Here is a 17,788-nt window from a genome sequence, read left to right on the forward strand (position 1 = left end):
GGACCGGTATCGCGATGGTAGCTCCCGCGGCCGGCCCTCAGGCGCTTGCAGGTAACAGTGCGGACCGAACCGCATCCGCACGGTCTGTTTCAGTGATGACCGCCACCTCGTCCCCGACTGCGAGTTCCGTTCCCGGCAGCGGGATCGTCAGCGGCTCGCGAGCGCGGCCGTGGGCGTAGATCCGTGCGGATTCGGGCAACTCGAGTTCGCTCATTCGCTTTCCGACCGCTGGCGACCCCTCCGTGATCTCGAGGACGGTCAACTGGAGGTTTGCCGCGAGGTCGGCAACGACGTTGAAGTCGCCGCCCAGCAGGGCGGTTTTCGCACCCGCAGCGCCGAGTCGTTCAGGGTAGATAATCTCGTCGACCTCCGCAGCGTACTTCTCGTAGATGTCCTCGCGGTAGTCCGCGTCGATCCGCAGGACGGTCCGACAGCCGTGGTGAGTCCCGACCATACAGGCTGCGAAGTTGACGTTGAGATCGGGCGTAAAGGCCCCGATCGCGTCGGCCGTCTCGATTCCAGCATCAGCGAGGACGTCTTCGTCGGATCCATCGCCGTGTACTGTCTCGAACTCGCCGTCGGAGACACGCTTGAGCCGGTCGATGTCGTTGTCGACAACGGCGACATCGTGGCCCTCTTCGTCGAGGATCGTTGCCGTCCGCGAGCCAACTCGGCCGTATCCAACGATGACGAATCTCATGGTACCACAGTACACGCTCCTGGGTCAAATACGTTCGTCCGCCGACCGTGGGCAGTCGCCCACCCACACCCAATCCGATCGCCGGCTCGTCAGCCTATCAATCAGGACGCATGAATGTTCTTTCGTGACATACCGTGCTGGACAAAAACGCTTAACTAACCAGTGTTGCTACGCTCGAGCATCCAAAATGGGGGCTATCGAGTTACTGGCGTCGTATTTCGAGTTCGAGGAACACGATACCGATTTCACGACCGAACTGGTCGCGGGGATTACGACGTTCCTGGCGATGTCGTATATCATCGTGGTGAACCCGACGGTGTTGCTGCCGGCGATTATGGGGTTCAACGAACAGGGCGATATCAACCAGCAGACGACCATCGACGGGGCCGTCTACGGCTTAAACGAAGTGTTCCAGATGCTGGCGATCGCGACGATCATCGCCTCGGTCGTCGCGGTGCTGGTGATGGCGCTGTACGCCAACCGACCGTTCGGACTGGCTCCCGGCATGGGGCTCAACGCCTTCTTTACGTTCACCGTCGTCATCGGGATGGGGATTCCGTGGCAAACAGCCCTCGCCGCGGTTTTCGTCGAGGGAATCATCTTCATCGCGATCACGGCGGTCGGTGCCCGGAAGTACGTTATTAACCTCTTCCCCGAACCAGTCAAATTCTCGGTCGGTGCGGGGATCGGTGTGTTCCTGCTGTTTATCGGGCTTCAAGAGATGCAGGTCGTTACGGGCGATCCAGCGACCCTGGTCACGCTCGGTAACATCGCACAGAATCCAGCCGCGATCCTCGGGCTCGCCGGCCTCTTCTTGACGTTTATCCTGTGGGCACGCGGGATGAAGGGCGCGATCATCGCTGGCATCGTCACGACAGCCGTTGCCGGCTGGGGACTGTTGCTCACTGGCGTTGCAAGCGCGTCAGCACTCGCACCCGAGACGTTGTTCGACGAGAGAACCGGCGAGGTCACCTTCGAAGCAGTGACATCCCCACACTACGACATCACGCCGCTTGCCGGTGCGTTCGTCGAGGGACTTCGTGATGTCGACCCGCTGACGTTCGTACTCGTCGTGTTCACGTTCTTCTTCGTCGACTTCTTCGACACCGCCGGGACGCTCATCGGCGTCGCCCAGTTCGGTGAGTTCTTGGACGAAGACGGCGAACTCCCCGAAATCGAGAAGCCACTAATGGCCGACGCTATCGGGACGACTGTCGGGGCGATGGTCGGCACCTCGACGGTGACGACCTTCGTCGAGTCGTCGACTGGCGTCGAGGAAGGCGGCCGCACCGGGTTCACTGCCCTCGTAGTTGGTGCCCTGTTTGCAGTGTCGCTGGTCGCAGTACCAGTCATCGCCGCGATCCCTGCCTACGCCTCGTTTATCGCGCTCGTCGCCGTCGGGGTCATCATGCTCCAGGGCGTCCTCGATATCGACTGGCAGGACCCGGCGTGGTCGGTTTCCGCCGGCCTAACGATCACCATCATGCCGCTGACGTACTCGATCGCCACCGGCCTGGCTGCCGGGATCATCGCCTACCCGCTGATCAAAACGGCGATGGGCGAGCGTACCGACGTTCGTCTCGGGCAGTGGGCGATCGCCGTCGCGCTGATCGGCTACTTCTACGTCTCCACCAGCGGGATGCTCGGCTAAGCTCACGTCGAGCACCGCTCGAGCGGCCACTGAACCGATCCACTCATACGGTTTGCTGTAACGATGTACCAGTGCAACCGCAGGGCGGTCGCGGTTGCACCGGTAATGATTTACAGTAGACCGTATCAGAACGCGCTCGTGTGCAGTCGTTGCTGGCCGATACCAAACCATCGCAATCACTGTGCTCTTGGGGTTCGAGGCCCCTACCTTCGGTCACGATGGCAGACATCACGCTGTACGACCTCCCCGGCTGTCCGTTCTGTGCGATGGTCCGGACGAAACTCGACGACCTCGACCTCGACTACGACACCATCGAGGTGCCCCGCTTGCACGGCGACCGGACTGAAGTCAAGCAAGTCAGCGGCCAGACGGGCGTGCCGGTCATCACCGACGAGGCGACCGGCGTCGAAGGAATGCCTGAAAGCAGCGACATCGTCGAGTACCTCGAGGAAACGTACGGCGACGAGACCGCCTGATACCGGCGACAATCAGCCGGTTCCAGGACAGCCACGAATCGGCGTACTACGACAACAAAACACAGTGACAACGGGCGGGAGCTGTATCGAACGCCGATCAAACGGCTAGACGCGACCGATCAAGCTGCTTCTTCGTACTCCGACCGCTCCCGGATGACGTCTCGCAGTTCGTCGGCGTTTCGAAGATCAGCGAGCTCGTCGCGTTCGACCAGCGCCGTGCCGTCGACGGACTCCTGTTTCGCCCGGTCGACGACGTAGACCGACCGCGTGCGGGTAACTGCCCCGATCGAACTCATGATCCGGGCGCGTTTCTTCGCGGCCTTCGTGAACTTCGAGTGACCCGTCAGGACGATGTCGCTGTCGTCTTCGTCCTCACTGACGGCCGTAAACGGCGAGCGGACCGTCGGATGGACGCTGTAGCCGGCCCGCGTGAAGACGGCGACTACCTGTTGGTCGTCGGGGTCGGCCTCCGGGTCGTCCGGCGTCGCCTCGCTCTCGTGGACCTCGTCGGCCCCCTCGAGGACGTCGACTGGGCTCGTCAGGGGTGCTTCGAACAGTTCCTCGAGCGCCATCGCGACCTCGACGGAGGCGTTCATGCCGTCTTCGTACTTCGAGACGGTGCGCCGCGAGACGCCGAGTTCGCTGGCCAGTTGGCCGAGACTCCAGTCTTTGTCCTGGCGTTCGTCGGCCAGCAGATCGCCGTCGATGTTGACGTAGAGGCCGCCCGGCGCAGCGTAGATCAGCGGCGGGACGTTCTCGATAAAGAGATTGTACGCCGTATCGGGACTGAAGACGGGGACGCCGTGTCGGAAATAGACGACGTCCGGTTTCAGGTCCTCGTCACGGCTGCGCAGTCCGATGACCAGCGGCGTCGCTTCCAGGTAGGTTCCAAGCCGACGCATCTCGTGGCCGGTCGCCTCGTTGAACGCGTCGATATTCGCGAGGATCTTGACGAGGATCAGATCGTCGCCACGTCGCGCAGCAATATCGAAACTCTTCGGCCGAATCGCACACCGATCGCTCACCACGAATCCCGCGTCCTCTAACATCGCGGTCACGTTGCCGACCAGTGCGGAGCGGGACATACGGGGTTGTAAGCGATTCCTCCTATAAGAGAGTTTCCCCGTGATGTCCGCGTCCCGTGTCGCGATTCGAGCCAATCTCAGGAGTATTCTTATATAGAGGTTTCTACCGCCGGCGGTGATGGGACGGATCCCGAAAGGGGTTACTCGGCGGGCGTGCAACCATCGCCGATGACCGTCGTCGGGATCGACGATACGGACTCGCGCGAGCTGGGAATGTGTACGACATACGTCGCCGCGGCGATCGCCGAGCGACTGCGCCAGGACGGCTCGAGCGCGATCCCGCGGCTCCTGCTCGTCCGGCTCAACCCCGCCGTCGAGTACAAAACCCGGGGCAACGCCGCGCTGGCGATTCACACGGACTGTGATTCCGATCGCGCGTTCGCACTCGCGCGCGAGCGACTCGAGTCACTGGCCGAGACCACGGACGAGCGGACGAACCCCGGGCTCGTCGTGGCGGCCCACGACCCCGACGACGATCCAGTGCCGGACGACGTCACTGCGTTCGCTCGAGCGGCGATCCGCGATCACCTCGCAATCGACGATGCCGAGAGCCTGATCGACCGCCACGGCTACCGATCGTGGCACACCGGCGACGGCCGCGGCCGGATCGGTGCGCTGGCCGCGATCGGGGCCTGGGACGCGCTCGCGGAGTGGACCTACGAGTACATCTCCTACCGCGAACCCGACCGGTGGGGAACGCCCCGCGAGGTCGACCACGAGAGCGTCGTCGACGCGGCCGACTGGGGCTATCCCGACGTGTGGGATACGGTCGACCGTGGCGAGAACGAGACCGTTTGCGTGCCCCACACGCCCGGTCCAATCTTGCATGGTATCCGCGGCGACGATGCAGACGCCGTCCGCGCGGTCGCCGACCGGATCGAGAGCGAACCCGTCGCCGCGACCCAACTGTTCGTCACGAATCAGGGGACGGATGTCCACTTGCAGGACGGCTCGCTGTCGACAGTCGACGACGGCCACGCCTACCGCCTCGAGGGACGGGTCGCCAGCGAACCCGAAACACGACGCGGCGGCCACGTCTTCGTCGAGCTCGAGCCGCCAGCCGCTGGCGACAGCGCGGCCGACGGTGCGTCCGAGCGACTCATGTGTGCCGCCTTCGAGCCGACGAAACGCTTCCGGGATCGCGTGCGAGCGCTTCGTATCGGCGATCGACTCACCGCCTGTGGCGAGGTATCCGACGGCACGCTCAAACTCGAGAAGTTCGCCGTCCACGAGCTCGTGCGAACCGAACGGGTCACCCCGATCTGTCCAGATTGTGGACGGACGATGAAGAGTGCCGGGCGGAACCAGGGCTACCGCTGTCGGGAGTGTGGCACGTCGGCGGCAGAGAAACCGACACAGGAACTCGAGCGCGAACTCGAGGACGGTTGGTACGAGGTGCCGCCGTGTGCACGTCGGCATATTGCGAAGCCGCTCGTCCGGGGTGGATTCGACGCGCCGACGCATCCGGAGCGGTAGACGGCGGGTCGTCGTTCGAAGGAGAACTGGTGATACGATCCGCTGTCTCGAGTGACTGGCAACTTGCAGGAGCGGTCGCGGGCCCACCGGCACTAGCTGACAGACGGCCGTATGACAGTGGTTCGTATGACGTGGCTTGCAACCGGCAATACGAGCCGTCACCGGACGATCGTGACCGAAACGGGAGAGCGACGGGTGACCGCCTCCGCGACGCTGCCCAACAGGACTCTCGACATTCCGGACCGACCAGTACTGCCCATCACGACGTGATCGATGTCGTGCTCGTCGATATACCGGCGGATCGTGCGGGCGGTATGGCCCTCGATGAGCGCCGTTTTGATCTCCCGATCGTGTGTCTCGGCGGTCGTCGCCGCGTCCTCGAGAAACGCTTGCCCCTGCTCTTTGGCGTATTCGTAGGGCGTCGTCCCCGGGTCCGACGGGACCCGAGTGACCTGAATGACGTGCAAGACGTGGATCTCGGCGTCGGGAAACAGGTCGAACGCTTCCTCGAGTGCGTCGGTCGCTCGCGAGGAGCCGTCAACCGGAACCAGAACGCGAGTCATAGTCCACGTAGACGCCGGGCAGACAAGGGGCTACCGTGACTGTAAGCAGACGTGATAGGTCAGTATCGACCGTAGCGGGGTAGTGGTAGCCGAGCGACTCTATCCCATACCGATGTGTGCGCCGTCGCCACGTCGCGAAGCCGCTCGTCCGGGGTAGGTTCGACGCGCCGGTGCATCCGGAGTGATAACACGGCACGGATGTCTGAGCGCCACCGCGAGCGCGTCGTCGGCTCGGCGCTGACCTGTCCAGCCGATGGAGAGACGGGCGAGGATCAACCGCGTTTCTCGTCGAGTTTCGATCGGAGTTGTCGTGCGATGACCTCGTCGTCGAGCAGCGAATCGGGGCCGGTGAAGTGAACGACCGGGCCGTTCTCGACGCGGAGCCACTCGTCGCTGCCGGTGCCGGCGAGCGTTACGGTCCGTCGCGACGCGGGGAGTCCGTTCGCACGTCGCCGGTCGGTCAGTTCGCGAACACTCGCGACCTCGAGTGCGGTCTCGTCGATCGGTGAGACGACGAGGTCGTACCGTGACAGCGACGGATCGAGCGTTCGCATCGCATCACGGTAACGGTGAGCGGCGTCACAGGCTCGCTGGGCATCGGCGTGGGTGTCGAATCGTGCGTCCGTGACCGGCGCGGGTCGAATCCCCGACTCGCGACAGGAGACGACGAAGCCACCGTCGGTGCTTCGAAGGGCAGCAACGGTGTCTCGCGCCGCCCTGATCGTCTCGACTGGAGTCGCGTACTCCTCGCTCTTGGCTGTCGTCTCGCGGGTCACGGGCAATGCACCATCGGGTTCGAACCGTCGGCTTGCCTCGTTTTCGCGACGACACGACCGCTGTCTCCGGATCGTCTCAGACACGCCGGTTCCGTATTCCCTGTCAGCGTTCCCGCCATATTTTTAGGCAGGCCTAAATCAATATAGGCATTCTGGTTTCGGCTAGCCACAGCGCTCACAAACAGCCATCACCACGAAAAAACCACAGTCAGTTCGGCAGTCAATGTGCCGTCGACGGAAGCCGATCACTGTATGACTATTGATAGAAATTGCAAAATCCGACGGTCAGCGCACGTTGACGCCATGCCGGGCGAGGAACTCGCTGGCTCGTTTGATCTCGACGGGGCTGCCGACGATCCGGCACTGGTCGTCGCCCTCGGTGAAGACCGAAACCGTACAGACGTCATCGAGCTGCGCCTCGAGCCCCTCGAGTGCCTCGCTGGGGAGGACGATCTGGGTGCTGTCACGCAGCTGCGATGCGTTCGACATACTTGATTGGACGGTCGCCGGTCGTTTATGTGTGTCGAAATTACGTTGCCAATGGTGATGTTGTTTAGTAGTGGTGTCCGCGCATCAGCCCGTTCCACGGACCGTGACCGTCCGCGTGTCGCTCGAGTGGGGCGACCGGACCGTCACCGGGAACGTGTCGTCGTTGGCCACCGGATAGGTTTCGTACCCCAGCGAGACCGTCGCCGTCTGGCCGGGTTGAAGACTAACGGCCTGGGAATCGACCACCTCGGGCGAGCGACCGACCACGAGCTCGACGTCGTGCGAGGCTGCGGTCTCGCCACCGTTTTCGACGGTCGCGGTCACCTCGAGCCAGTCGCCGCCGTCCACCGGCGCATTCGTCCCGGTGATCGACACCGAGAACCTCGCCTCGCCGGACCCACCGTTCCCGTCCCCATCGCGGCCGTAAACCAGGACGGACCGCGAGGCCGAATCGTCGCCCGTCCGCACCCGAACCGGAAACTCGTCGTCGTTCGCGACGGGGTATGTCTCGTAGCCCAGTGAGACGGTCGTCGTCTCGCCCGCGTCGAGGGTCACCCGTTGCGTGTCGACAGTCGTCGGATCGTGCCCGACCACGAGTTCGACCTCGCGGCTAGCAGGCCCCTCACCTCCGTTCTCGAGCGTCGCCGTCACCTCGAGCCAGTCACCGCCGGTCACGGGGGCGTTCGTCGACAGGTCCGACACGTTTAGTTGGCCGGCCCCCTTGTCGTCGGTTCCGATGACGGTAACGTCCGTCTCCGCGGCCGCGTGGCGCGTCTCGACGCGGACCGGAAACGTCTGCGTGTTACGGACGGTCGCGGTCGTGAACTCGAGTTGGACCGTCTCCGTCCGGCCGGCGAACACCTCGACAGTCGTGCTGTCGACGTGGGTGGGATCGTGGCCGACGATCAGATCGAGTGTCGCCTCGACGAGGCCGTGATAGGTGCTGTCGCCGTCGATCTCAAGTTCGGCATCGACGACGAGATCCTCTCCCGCCTGTACCGGGGCGTTCGTCCCGGTGATCCGCACGTCACGCATCGCTTCGATCGACGGTCCCTCGGTTCGGGCGGCGGACACGCGACCGTCGCGGCAGACGACCCACGCCATCATCGGGTAGCCACCGATGAACCAGATGGCGTCGCCCGCCGTCGTCGTGTACGTGGCCCTCGCGTCCGCCCCCGAGACGTCGGCGCTGTCGACGTACGTGGCGTTGCGCCCTTCTTGCCGGAGGACGCGCTCGAGGATCCCACTGTCGTCCGTGGCCGTCGCAGTCACTGTGAGCTCGTCGCGCGTGGTGATCGTGGCATCCGGCCCGGGATCGCACGTGACCGTCACGCTCGGAGCCGTCGGCGCGTCGTCGGTGACCGTCACCCGCCAGGAGGCCGTGGCCCCGTCGGCGGCCACAACGACCTCGTACGTCCCGGCCTCGTCGAACTGACCGTGAGCGGCTGGATTCCCCGTTCGGTGCGTGTAACTCCAGAACGGTGCGCCCGGTGCTATCTCAGCTACTCCGCGACCGTCGACCCACCACTCGACCGCCGTCGGGTCGATGCCGGGTGCGGCCGCAGCCTCGAACATCACCTCACCGCCGGGCTGGACGGCAGTGTCGCCGTCGGCCGGGAGGACTCGCTCGAGGCGGCGCGGCTGGGCACGCCCGATCCGCGTCGCCGTGAGGGCGCTCACGCTACTCCCCACCGCTGTGACGTAGTCCCGCCTGTGCATACGGAAGAATGCGGAAGATAGACGGGTATAGCTAACACAACGTTGGTGAGACGTACACACCAGAGGAAGCGAATGTTCAGTACACTGGAACGGCGGCGACGACGGGCAGGTTCGTCTCCGTGGCCGCGTCGGTCGGCGCGGGTCTCGAAAGGGTTTTTCGGCACGACCGGTTGTGTACGGGCAAATGGGGCTCGAGGATGAAATCGAGGCAATCGAGGAAGAAATCGCCAACACGCCCTACAACAAGTCGACGGAGGCCCACATCGGCCGGCTGAAGTCCAAGCTCGCGGAAAAAAAGGAGAAACTCGAGAAACAGCAGTCCGGCTCGGGCGGCGGTGGTGGCTACTCCGTCGAGAAACACGGCGACGCGACTGTCGCACTGGTAGGGTTCCCGAGCGTCGGCAAGTCGTCGATGTTGAACTCGCTAACCAACGCCGAGAGCGAGACCGGCTCCTACGAGTTCACGACGCTCGACGTCAACCCGGGGATGCTCAACCACCGCGGCGCGAACATCCAGCTGCTCGACGTGCCGGGGCTGATCGAGGGCGCGGCGACAGGGAAAGGCGACGGGCAGCAGGTGCTGGCGGTCGTCCGCAACGCCGACCTGATCATCTACGTCCTCTCGGTGTTCGAGATCGACCAGTACGACCGCCTGCAGAAGGAACTCTACGACATCAACATCCGCGTCGACCAGGACCCCCCGCGAGTCACCGTCCGCCCGAAGATCAAAGACGGTATCAAGATCACCTCGAGCACCGATCAGGACCTCGACGAGAAAACGATTCAGGACGTGCTCCGTGACCAGGGCTACGTCAACGCCGACCTCAACCTGCAGGAAAACGTCACCATCGACCGGCTGGTCGACGGGCTGATGGACAACCGCGAGTACATCCCCTCGATCACCTGCGTCAACAAGGTCGACCTGATCCAGCCGGACTACAAAGAGACCGTCGACGAACAGTTGCGCGACCGCGATCTCGACCCCGAGGAGGTCACGTTCATCAGCGCCGCGAAGGAGAAGGGGCTCGACGCGCTCAAGGACCGAATCTGGGAGAATCTCGGACTCATCCGGGTCTACATGGATAAACCCGGCCGCGGCGTCGACTGGGAGGAGCCGCTAGTCATCGAGGAGGGAGCCACCGTCGGCGAAGCGATCGAGAAACTCGGCGGCGAGATGGAAGACCGCTTCCGCTTTGCCCGCGTCAGCGGCCCCAGCGCGACCCACGACGAACAGCAGGTTGGGATGGATCACGTCCTCGAGGACGAAGACGTGCTGAAGCTGATTCTGCGCCGATAGTCGCGGTCGGCCCGTCGTCGGAGCGCCGGCACTAGTTCGTGTTCGACGCCTCGAGTCGAATTAAGACGTTCATTGTGACAATAGTATAATATTCATTTTCGAGACGGGTTGTCTCGGGGCAGACCAGCACGATCATCACGGATTCTATCGTGCGTGATTATTGATTAGACAGGAGTTGGATCGGAACGGTGAAGCATGTCCGGCGACCCGACGACTAGGTAGTTATGGCAGAGTTCGGCGCGCTCTCGCTCGTTCCCCCGTTGCTCGCGATCGGTCTCGCGATCGTGACCCGGCGGCCGATGCTGTCGCTGTTTCTTGGCATCTGGTCGGGGGCGGCCATTTACACCGAGAGCCTCGGCATCGGACAGACCTTCGACTGGATCGTCGCCGCGATCATCGTCGATGATGGGTTTCACGTCCAGATCCTCGTCTTCACGCTCCTGTTGGGGTCGGGCGTTGCACTTATTTGGCGACTCGGCGGCGCGCTCGCCGTCCGCGAGTGGGCGACGGATCACTTAGAGAGCCAGCGGACCGTCGGGATGACCACGTGGATTCTGGGGGTCGCCATGTTCTTCGACGACTACGCCAACACGGCGATCGTCGGGAGCACGATGCGCGAGATCTCCGACGAGTTGCGGATCTCCCGCGAGAAACTCGCCTACATCGTCGACTCGACGGCCGCCCCCGTTGCGACGCTCGGTATCTCGAGTTGGGTCGCATTCCAGCTGTCGCTGATCAGCGACGCCTACGAGAGCATGGGCGTCGCGGAGGAAGCGCCGACCGCGTTCGCGACGTTCGTCCGATCGATCCCCTACAACACCTATGCGCTGCTGGCGATCGTCATGGTCGGCATCATCGTCTACACCGGTCGGGACTACGGCGAGATGCTCGACGCCGAACACCGATCGTGGACGACCGGCAATGTCAACCGTGAGGACGCACAGCCCCTGCAGAAGGTCGAGGAGGAACTGGGCGCGCCGATCGATCAGCGGCCGATGCTCCGGATCTTCTTTGCGCCCGTCGTCGTTCTGATCGCGGTGACACTCGCGAGCGCGTTCTGGACGGGCTACCAGTCGTGGGCCACGGTCCAGGCTGAGGCAGGACAGCCGACATCGATCGGAGCCGCAGTTGAGGGCGACGGGATCGAAGCGCTCGTGTCTGCGACCGTTCAGGTACTGGTCGACATCGTCGGCGCGGGTGACTTCGCGACGGCGCTGACCTGGGGATCGTTCGCCATGGTCGTCTCGGCGATCCTCCTCGGGCTCGCCTACGGGCTGTTCGATATCGGAGAGGCCGTCGACACCGTCCTCGACGGCTTCGGGATCATGCTGACGGCGGTGACGATCCTCGTTCTCGCCTGGACGATCAGCAGCGTCGCGGACACGCTCGGCACGGGAGACTACGTCGCCGGGCTCGCGCAGGGCTACCTGTCGGCGGAACTGCTCCCCGTGCTCATCCTGTTCGTCGCCGCCTTCGTCGCGTTCACGATGGGGTCGTCGTGGGCGACGATGGGGCTGGTCACGCCCATCGCCGTGCAGGTCGCCTACGAGTTCGGAACTGGATTCGAACTCGTCCCGGTCGCCGTCGGTGCCGTCTTCTCCGGTGCGATCTTCGGCGATCACTCCTCACCGATCTCCGACACGACGGTGCTCTCAGCGACGTTCAGCGGAGCCGACCTGATCGACCACGTGCGGACGCAACTGCCCTACGCCGCGACCGTCTTCGTCGTTGTCGTGGGCTGTTACCTCCTCAACGGCTACCTTGGCGTGCCCGCGATCATCTTCCTGCCGCTGGGCGTCATCGCCCTCGTCGGCCTCGTCGTCGGCCTCTCGAGAGTCGACGCCGACCGAAAGGACCTCGAGCCGGTTGCCACGCGGCGGGCGGCAGACATCGACCGCCGTGGTCGTGAGGGGGACGGAGAGCTCTCAGAGGGAGCCGAGTAGACGGCCGCCCCGCCAATTTTTTGGAGCGCGCAGGCTTCTACTGGGGTATGGACGGAACACTCGACCATACGATGATCCGCGTCGCGGACCTCGAGGAATCGCTCGACTGGTACCAGACTCACCTCGAGTACGAGGAGAAAGACCGCTACGAGGGCGACGGCTTCACTATCGTCTATCTCGGGCCCGAAGACATGCACGAGGACGGTGCGATGCTCGAGCTGACCCACAACGAAGGCGACGAACCCGAGGTCGGCGACGCCTGGGGGCACGTTGCGGTCCGCGTTCCCGACGGCGAACTCGAGGACTACTACCAGCAGCTCATGGACGAGGGCGTCGAGGATTACCGCGACCCCGAATCCTGTGGCGGCCGCTACGCGTTCGTCAAGGACCCCGACGGCCACGAGATCGAACTCGTCCAGCGCGACCCCGACGAAGGGGCGCTCTGGTCGCTCGACCACACGATGATCCGCGTCGAGGACGCCGACGAGGCGCTCGGCTTCTGGACCCGCAAGTTCGGCTACGACGAGGTCGGCCGCTGGGAAGCCGACACTTTCGCGAACTACTTCGTCGAACCCACCGACGCCGCCCCCGAGGCGATGTCGGTCGAACTCACCTACAACTACGACGGTCGCAGCTACGAGCAGGGTGACGCCTGGGGCCACCTCTGTGTTCGCGTCGACGACCTCGAGGAAGACTGGGACCAGCTCATGACGCGCGAGGCCGACGACTACCGCGACCCAGAGAGCAACGACAACATGTACGCCTTCACGAAAGACCCGGACGGCCACGAGATCGAACTCATTGAACGCGACCTCGCGGCTGACTCGCTGTTCCCCTTCTAATACTACCGGACAACAGTCAGTGAATACTCGATCGCGTCTCGACAGCGTCTTGGGTGCGAACGAGGTCTGAACCGTTTTGTCCGGCAGTATAACTCGCTCGAGCGTTATTCGGGGATCGGCACGACGACGACCGGCCGATCCGCGGCCGCGAGGAGCCGTCGAGCGCTCGAGCCGACCTCGCGCGTCGCATCGGGACCGCCACCGTGTGTCCCGATAACGAGTTCGTCGGCGTCATAGTCCGCCGCGGCCTCACAGAGCACGTCGGCGGGCGTCCCCGATCGCCGCTCGGTCTCGACATCGCCGACGGCCGCGAGCCGAACGGTGGCGACGTTCAGCGCCTCGCCGGCGTCGCGACGCGCCGTCGGATCGTCCGATGGCGCGACCGCGATCACGGTTACGGCGTCGTCGGCCGTCGCGCGGTCGTCGAGATAGTCACAGATCGCCGCCGTCGTGTGGACGGAGTCGGTCCCCGCGAGATAGCGCATATCGGTCTTCGAACGGCACTCGCGAAGAATCCTGTGATGCGTGATCGCAGGACACGCGTTGGCGATACCGCTTTTTCCGACCCAGAAAACGCACTCGGATTACTAATACGATGGCAGCGGATGAACCGACCGGGGGACGAGATAGCCAGTCACCAACCCCGTGATGGTCCCCCGACCTCCCCACATCCGATCATCCCAGGGTCGCGACGACGGCCACGGTCCGTGGTCCCCCCTCTCGCGGACCGTGTCGCGTCGCTCGACCCCACCATGCTTCGGAATCGAAGAGTCAAAAAATCGCTTCGGCCCACCATAGGACCCACGTCGGACGCTCGTTTTCGAGTCTGCCAGCCTGCCTCTCATACGGTCCGTTGTCACGATGTACCGGCGAACCACGACCCGTCTGTGGGCGCGCCGGCACCCACTGACTGGAGTTCGTATCAGTGTTGGCCGTACAACGAATACGTGATCGCAACCAGTCCGAACAGCCGACTCAGGTTCTCGAGGAACGCGATGACGATCTGTTCTGGCTTGAGCAGCGTCGTCACCGCGACGTTGACCACGAACGGACACAGTGTCAATAACAGCAACCCGACGGCGAGATATAGCATCGATCGGGCATCGTTCCGGCGGTAGCCACGGTAGGCCTGATAGGCGATGAGCGTCCCGAAGAGCGCGACGAGAAAGAGACTCGCGACGGTCAGTAACTCGAACAGCGTCGCTCCATCGAGGCGCACGACGGACCGGGTCATCGCATCCCCTCCCACATACGGGTGAACTTGTCGGCGACGTCTTCGTCACGGTAGGTCAACTCGACCGAGAACGCCCCCTCGTCCAGCGAGAGTTCCAGTCGATCCAAGTTCGCACGGTAGACGCTGTAGTGGTTGCCGTCTTGGGCGAGTTCCGTCTCTTCGGTGACGAGGTGACACTCTTCGAGTCGGTCGAGTCGCCGATAGATCGTCGGGAGAGAAGCGTCACAGCGTTCGCTCAGGGTACTGGCAGACATGGGTTCGACGCTCGTGTGGGTGAGGATATCCCGTGCGTACTCATCGTCGAGGACTGCGAGCAGTGTCGACAGATCGGTGTCCTCACTCACTGGTATAGCAGTTCGTTTCGGGATCCCTATGAAAAGCAGTCCGATTTCTCTGAACGAGAAAACGCTGTCGTCGGCCGCCACGGCGTACGTCATCGACAGCGTCAGCGCTGCTTTCGGCGGCTGACTCGGCCCACGACAGTACCAGTAATCGATACTTTCGCCGTCCAAGGCGGAATTTCGCGTGCGAACGCTCCACAGAGGTTATTTTGGCGACCGTGGGGCAACTTCGATATGGATTCTCGTGTCTCGCGAGAGATCGGTCACGACGAGTACGATCCATGGGGGACGCTCTCACTCATCGTGCTGTACTTCGTGGCCCTCACGCTCATGTGGCTGTTCACGTATTTCATCGAGTTCGTCGGCAACGAGCCGACGGTGTTTAGCACAGGCGTGTGGGTGATCGTCGGATGAGGATCCATCAGTACGAGAAGATCTGGATCGTGGGTGCGATGATACTGATCGTCGGCTTCATCGTGACGATTACGTACGGATCGGTCGGGCTCGGTATCACGATGATCGGCGACGAGGAGGAGACGATCGCACCGGACGAACTCAACGATGACGAACAGTTCGGCGAGCCGCGAGTCGAACAGGTCGGTGAAAACGAGTACGCGGCCTACGTCGTCGCTCAGACGTTCATCTTTCAGCCGGATCCGATCGAAATACCGGCGAACAACGAGATTACGTTCCACGTGACGAGCCGGGACGTCATCCACGGCTTCTACGTCCCCGGAACGAATATCAACGCGATGGCCATTCCGGGCCAAGTCGCGAAGCTAACCGTCGAATTCGACGAACCCGGTGAGTATGGCCTCATCTGTCACGAATACTGTGGCTCCGCCCATCACACCATGGAAGGGCTGATTGTCGTTCAACCTGAGGACGAGTTCGACCTGACCGAACTATCCGCCGAGACACCGGACACCGTCGCGCCGGGCGACGAGGTCCAGCTAAACGCAACGGTCGAAAACGGTCAACTCGAGCCGCTCGAGACTACCGTCAACGCCGAAATCGGGGGACAGACGTTCCAGCGGGACGTCACCGTCGACGGCAATAGCTCCCAGAACGTGACGTTCACCGTCGAGAGCGACCAACTCGGTGAGGGCGAGTACGACTGGTCCGTCTCCGTCGACGACTACGAAGAAACTGGGTCGGTAGAAGTGGTTCCAAACGGAACAGCTGAGACCGAGGGGGGTGAGGGGCCGTGACGGCCCTGTTCGTCGACGAGTATCCCGCAGAGGCACGACTCGTTAAGGCTGCCTTTCTGAGCTCGTTTATCGCGTTCGGGATCGGCGCGCTCTTCGGGATCATTCAGGCGCTTCACCGGACGGACATCTTCCGATTCCTCGAATCAGCGAAGTACTATACCGTCCTGACGGGCCACGGCGTCTTCCTCGTCATCGCGTTCACGATCTTTTTCCTCGTCGGGTTGTACCAATGGGCTGTCACGGATAGCCTCGAGCGGGGCCCCGTCGACATCCGGTTCACTTGGCTCTGGTACGGCCTGATGGCGATTGGATCATTCCTCGCGGGGATTTCGATCCTCGCCGGATTCCTCGAGCAGCCCCCAATGGTGCTCGGCTCGGAGTTACGTGCGAACGTACTCTTTACGTTCTATGCGCCGCTGCAGGCCAATCCGCTCTACTATATTGGGCTCGCTCTCTTCTTAGTCGGGACATGGCTCGCAGGGATCGACTGGTTCCGCACGTGGTGGGCCTGGCGGGACGAAAACCCCGGAGAGCGGATTCCGCTCCGGACGTTTATGGTGTTGACGACGATGATCATGTTCTTCCTCGGATCGGTCGGCGTCATCGTTGCAGTCCTCGTGTTTATTCTGCCGTGGTCGCTCGAGATAACCGAGAGTCTCAACCCCTTGCTGACCCGAACGCTGTTCTGGTTCTTCGGCCACATGATCGTGTACTTCTGGTTGCTGCCGGCGTACCTGCTCTGGTACACCGTGTTGCCGAAGCTCTCGGGTGGGCGACTGTTCAGCGATCCACTCGCCAGAGTCGTGTTCATCCTGTTCGTTCTGCTGTCGACGCCGGTTGGAATCCATCATCAGTACATGGATCCCGGCATCGCGGAGGGGTTCAAGTTCATCGCGATGACCAACACGATGTTCCTGCTATTGCCAAGCTTCCTGACGGCGTTTACCGTCGTCGCCAGTATGGAACACGGTGCCCGCCAGCGCGGCGGCGAAGGGCGGTTTAACTGGCTTCAAGCACTTCCGTGGCGGAACCCGGCGTTTACTGGCATGGCGCTGGCCGGGCTGGTCTTCGCGTTCGGCGGCTTCACGGGCATCGTCAACGCGGGGATGAACATCAACTATCTCGTCCACAACGCGCTGTGGATCCCCGGACACATCCACGCACAGGTGGGCACCGCGACCGCATTGACGCTGATGGCCGGGTCGTACTGGCTCGTGCCACAGCTGACCGGGAACCGGCTCGTCGGCCGGCAGGTCGCCCTCTTCCAGGTCGTGCTCTGGTTCGTCGGGATCGTGTTCATGACGAACTCGATGTTTCGGGCTGGGCTCGTCGGCGTCCCACGGCGGACGGCGGAACCACAGTATCAGGGCTTCGAATACGACGTTGCCGTCGGTTCGATGGGCGAGCTCAACGCCCAGCTCGCGCTCGGTGGTACGTTGCTGTTCATTTCCGCGCTGCTCTTTCTCACGGTGATGCTCCTAACAGTGTTCAACAACGACAGTGAGCCGATCGTCGACGGGACGCTCCCGCCGGCGCTGTCCGGGCCGGAGGACTCGCCGCCGGTCCTCGACAACTTGCGGCTGTGGTTCGGGATCGCGTTCGCACTCGTCGTTCTGGCCTACGCTCTTCCACTGGCCGGGATCGCAGCTCAAAGTGGACTCTTCGGCCAGGACATTCAGCCGTTTCCCGTCTCCAGCGAAGCCGTCATGTATCTCGAGTTCGGACTAGACTATGTTGGAGCGTTAATCACCTGATGCATACTTCCCCCGCTAAATTACTCATCCTCATCGCACTGAGCCTCGTGATCCTCGTTGAGGGACGGACGGTCCTCGCGTTCTTCGGGATCGAGATCGCTCCGCTCGAGACGGCACTGATCGGGGTCGTCATCATCGCCACTCTCGTCATCTGGGCGGTCCGGCCGCTCCGTGGCAGTCCCTCGGAGTCGGAGTGACGAGGGTCCGGTCGCGACGCCGCTTTCGACGCCC

19 protein-coding genes are annotated in these 17,788 nt (G+C 63.0%); 10 read left to right on the forward strand and 9 right to left on the reverse strand.

The features are described from left to right. Window positions 1-37: 37 nt before the first annotated feature. Window positions 38-700 carry a TrkA family potassium uptake protein gene (locus tag E2L06_RS09585; RefSeq protein WP_138780874.1) on the reverse strand — a complete coding sequence of 221 codons (663 nt, stop codon included), beginning with the start codon at window positions 698-700 and terminating at the stop codon, window positions 38-40. Window positions 701-887: 187 nt separating this feature from the next. Between E2L06_RS09585 and E2L06_RS09590 the strand changes: the two genes are divergently transcribed. Both E2L06_RS09590 and E2L06_RS09595 read left to right on the forward strand, forming a co-directional pair. Continuing rightward, on the forward strand, window positions 888-2,351 hold the full coding sequence (locus E2L06_RS09590) for an NCS2 family permease (protein ID WP_138780876.1): 1,464 nt from the start codon (window positions 888-890) through the stop codon (window positions 2,349-2,351). A 218-nt stretch (window positions 2,352-2,569) separates the two neighbouring features. Beyond that, on the forward strand, window positions 2,570-2,827 hold the full coding sequence (locus tag E2L06_RS09595) for a glutathione S-transferase N-terminal domain-containing protein (RefSeq protein ID WP_138780878.1): 258 nt from the start codon (window positions 2,570-2,572) through the stop codon (window positions 2,825-2,827). A 119-nt stretch (window positions 2,828-2,946) separates the two neighbouring features. Here the strand turns inward: E2L06_RS09595 and E2L06_RS09600 are convergent, their stop codons facing one another. Beyond that, window positions 2,947-3,912: a transcriptional regulator gene (locus tag E2L06_RS09600; RefSeq protein WP_138780880.1), complete on the reverse strand. Its 966-nt coding sequence runs from the start codon at window positions 3,910-3,912 to the stop codon at window positions 2,947-2,949. Between the two features lie 168 nt (window positions 3,913-4,080). Here E2L06_RS09600 and E2L06_RS09605 point away from each other — a divergent pair, with 168 nt between their 5' ends. Continuing rightward, window positions 4,081-5,388 (forward strand): tRNA(Ile)(2)-agmatinylcytidine synthase, encoded by a 1,308-nt coding sequence (locus E2L06_RS09605; RefSeq protein ID WP_138780882.1) that lies wholly within the window; start codon window positions 4,081-4,083, stop codon window positions 5,386-5,388. A gap of 158 nt (window positions 5,389-5,546) precedes the next feature. On the opposite strand, the gene E2L06_RS09610 is transcribed toward E2L06_RS09605, so the two are convergent. The 4 genes from E2L06_RS09610 to E2L06_RS09625 form a co-directional block, all read right to left on the reverse strand. After that, window positions 5,547-5,951 carry a universal stress protein gene (locus tag E2L06_RS09610; RefSeq protein WP_138780884.1) on the reverse strand — a complete coding sequence of 135 codons (405 nt, stop codon included), beginning with the start codon at window positions 5,949-5,951 and terminating at the stop codon, window positions 5,547-5,549. Window positions 5,952-6,223: 272 nt separating this feature from the next. Next, window positions 6,224-6,727, reverse strand: coding sequence for a hypothetical protein (locus E2L06_RS09615; protein WP_138780886.1), 504 nt, complete (start codon window positions 6,725-6,727; stop codon window positions 6,224-6,226). Between the two features lie 285 nt (window positions 6,728-7,012). Further along, on the reverse strand, window positions 7,013-7,216 hold the full coding sequence (locus E2L06_RS09620) for a hypothetical protein (RefSeq protein ID WP_138780888.1): 204 nt from the start codon (window positions 7,214-7,216) through the stop codon (window positions 7,013-7,015). An 84-nt stretch (window positions 7,217-7,300) separates the two neighbouring features. Then, window positions 7,301-8,935 (reverse strand): hypothetical protein, encoded by a 1,635-nt coding sequence (locus E2L06_RS09625; RefSeq protein ID WP_138780890.1) that lies wholly within the window; start codon window positions 8,933-8,935, stop codon window positions 7,301-7,303. A 184-nt stretch (window positions 8,936-9,119) separates the two neighbouring features. On the opposite strand from E2L06_RS09625, the gene E2L06_RS09630 reads away from it, so the two are divergent. The 3 genes from E2L06_RS09630 to E2L06_RS09640 all read left to right on the forward strand — a co-directional run bounded on the left by E2L06_RS09630 (window position 9,120) and on the right by E2L06_RS09640 (window position 13,017). After that, window positions 9,120-10,232 carry a GTP-binding protein gene (locus E2L06_RS09630; RefSeq protein ID WP_138780892.1) on the forward strand — a complete coding sequence of 371 codons (1,113 nt, stop codon included), beginning with the start codon at window positions 9,120-9,122 and terminating at the stop codon, window positions 10,230-10,232. A gap of 224 nt (window positions 10,233-10,456) precedes the next feature. Next, window positions 10,457-12,175 carry a Na+/H+ antiporter NhaC family protein gene (locus E2L06_RS09635; protein ID WP_138780893.1) on the forward strand — a complete coding sequence of 573 codons (1,719 nt, stop codon included), beginning with the start codon at window positions 10,457-10,459 and terminating at the stop codon, window positions 12,173-12,175. Between the two features lie 47 nt (window positions 12,176-12,222). Then, a complete protein-coding gene (locus E2L06_RS09640; RefSeq protein WP_138780895.1) occupies window positions 12,223-13,017 on the forward strand; it encodes a VOC family protein in 795 nt (264 codons plus the stop codon). Between the two features lie 104 nt (window positions 13,018-13,121). On the opposite strand, the gene E2L06_RS09645 is transcribed toward E2L06_RS09640, so the two are convergent. The 3 genes from E2L06_RS09645 to E2L06_RS09655 all read right to left on the reverse strand — a co-directional run bounded on the left by E2L06_RS09645 (window position 13,122) and on the right by E2L06_RS09655 (window position 14,595). Further along, window positions 13,122-13,502, reverse strand: a complete 381-nt coding sequence (locus E2L06_RS09645; protein WP_138780897.1) for a universal stress protein — start codon at window positions 13,500-13,502, stop codon at window positions 13,122-13,124. A 437-nt stretch (window positions 13,503-13,939) separates the two neighbouring features. Next, complete coding sequence (locus E2L06_RS09650) at window positions 13,940-14,251, reverse strand: hypothetical protein (protein ID WP_138780899.1); 312 nt, start codon at window positions 14,249-14,251, stop codon at window positions 13,940-13,942. After that, a complete protein-coding gene (locus E2L06_RS09655; protein ID WP_138780901.1) occupies window positions 14,248-14,595 on the reverse strand; it encodes a winged helix-turn-helix domain-containing protein in 348 nt (115 codons plus the stop codon). Before E2L06_RS09655 ends, E2L06_RS09650 begins: the two co-directional genes overlap by 4 nt. A 231-nt stretch (window positions 14,596-14,826) precedes the next feature. Here E2L06_RS09655 and E2L06_RS09660 point away from each other — a divergent pair, with 231 nt between their 5' ends. The 4 genes from E2L06_RS09660 to E2L06_RS09675 are packed head-to-tail and all read left to right on the forward strand — an operon-like array spanning window position 14,827 to window position 17,754. Continuing rightward, complete coding sequence (locus tag E2L06_RS09660; RefSeq protein ID WP_138780903.1) at window positions 14,827-15,006, forward strand: cytochrome oxidase; 180 nt, start codon at window positions 14,827-14,829, stop codon at window positions 15,004-15,006. After that, the gene (locus E2L06_RS09665; RefSeq protein ID WP_138780905.1) at window positions 15,003-15,803 is read left to right on the forward strand and encodes a cytochrome c oxidase subunit II; all 801 of its coding nucleotides are present in this window, start codon (window positions 15,003-15,005) and stop codon (window positions 15,801-15,803) included. The genes E2L06_RS09660 and E2L06_RS09665 overlap by 4 nt, the downstream gene beginning before the upstream one ends. After that, on the forward strand, window positions 15,800-17,557 hold the full coding sequence (locus tag E2L06_RS09670) for a b(o/a)3-type cytochrome-c oxidase subunit 1 (RefSeq protein ID WP_138780907.1): 1,758 nt from the start codon (window positions 15,800-15,802) through the stop codon (window positions 17,555-17,557). Before E2L06_RS09665 ends, E2L06_RS09670 begins: the two co-directional genes overlap by 4 nt. Further along, window positions 17,557-17,754 (forward strand): CbaC protein, encoded by a 198-nt coding sequence (locus E2L06_RS09675; RefSeq protein WP_138780909.1) that lies wholly within the window; start codon window positions 17,557-17,559, stop codon window positions 17,752-17,754. The genes E2L06_RS09670 and E2L06_RS09675 overlap by 1 nt, the downstream gene beginning before the upstream one ends. The last annotated feature ends 34 nt before the right edge of the window (window positions 17,755-17,788 follow it).

The sequence above is a fragment of the Haloterrigena sp. H1 genome (assembly GCF_005938085.1).
Lineage (GTDB): Archaea > Halobacteriota > Halobacteria > Halobacteriales > Natrialbaceae > Natrinema.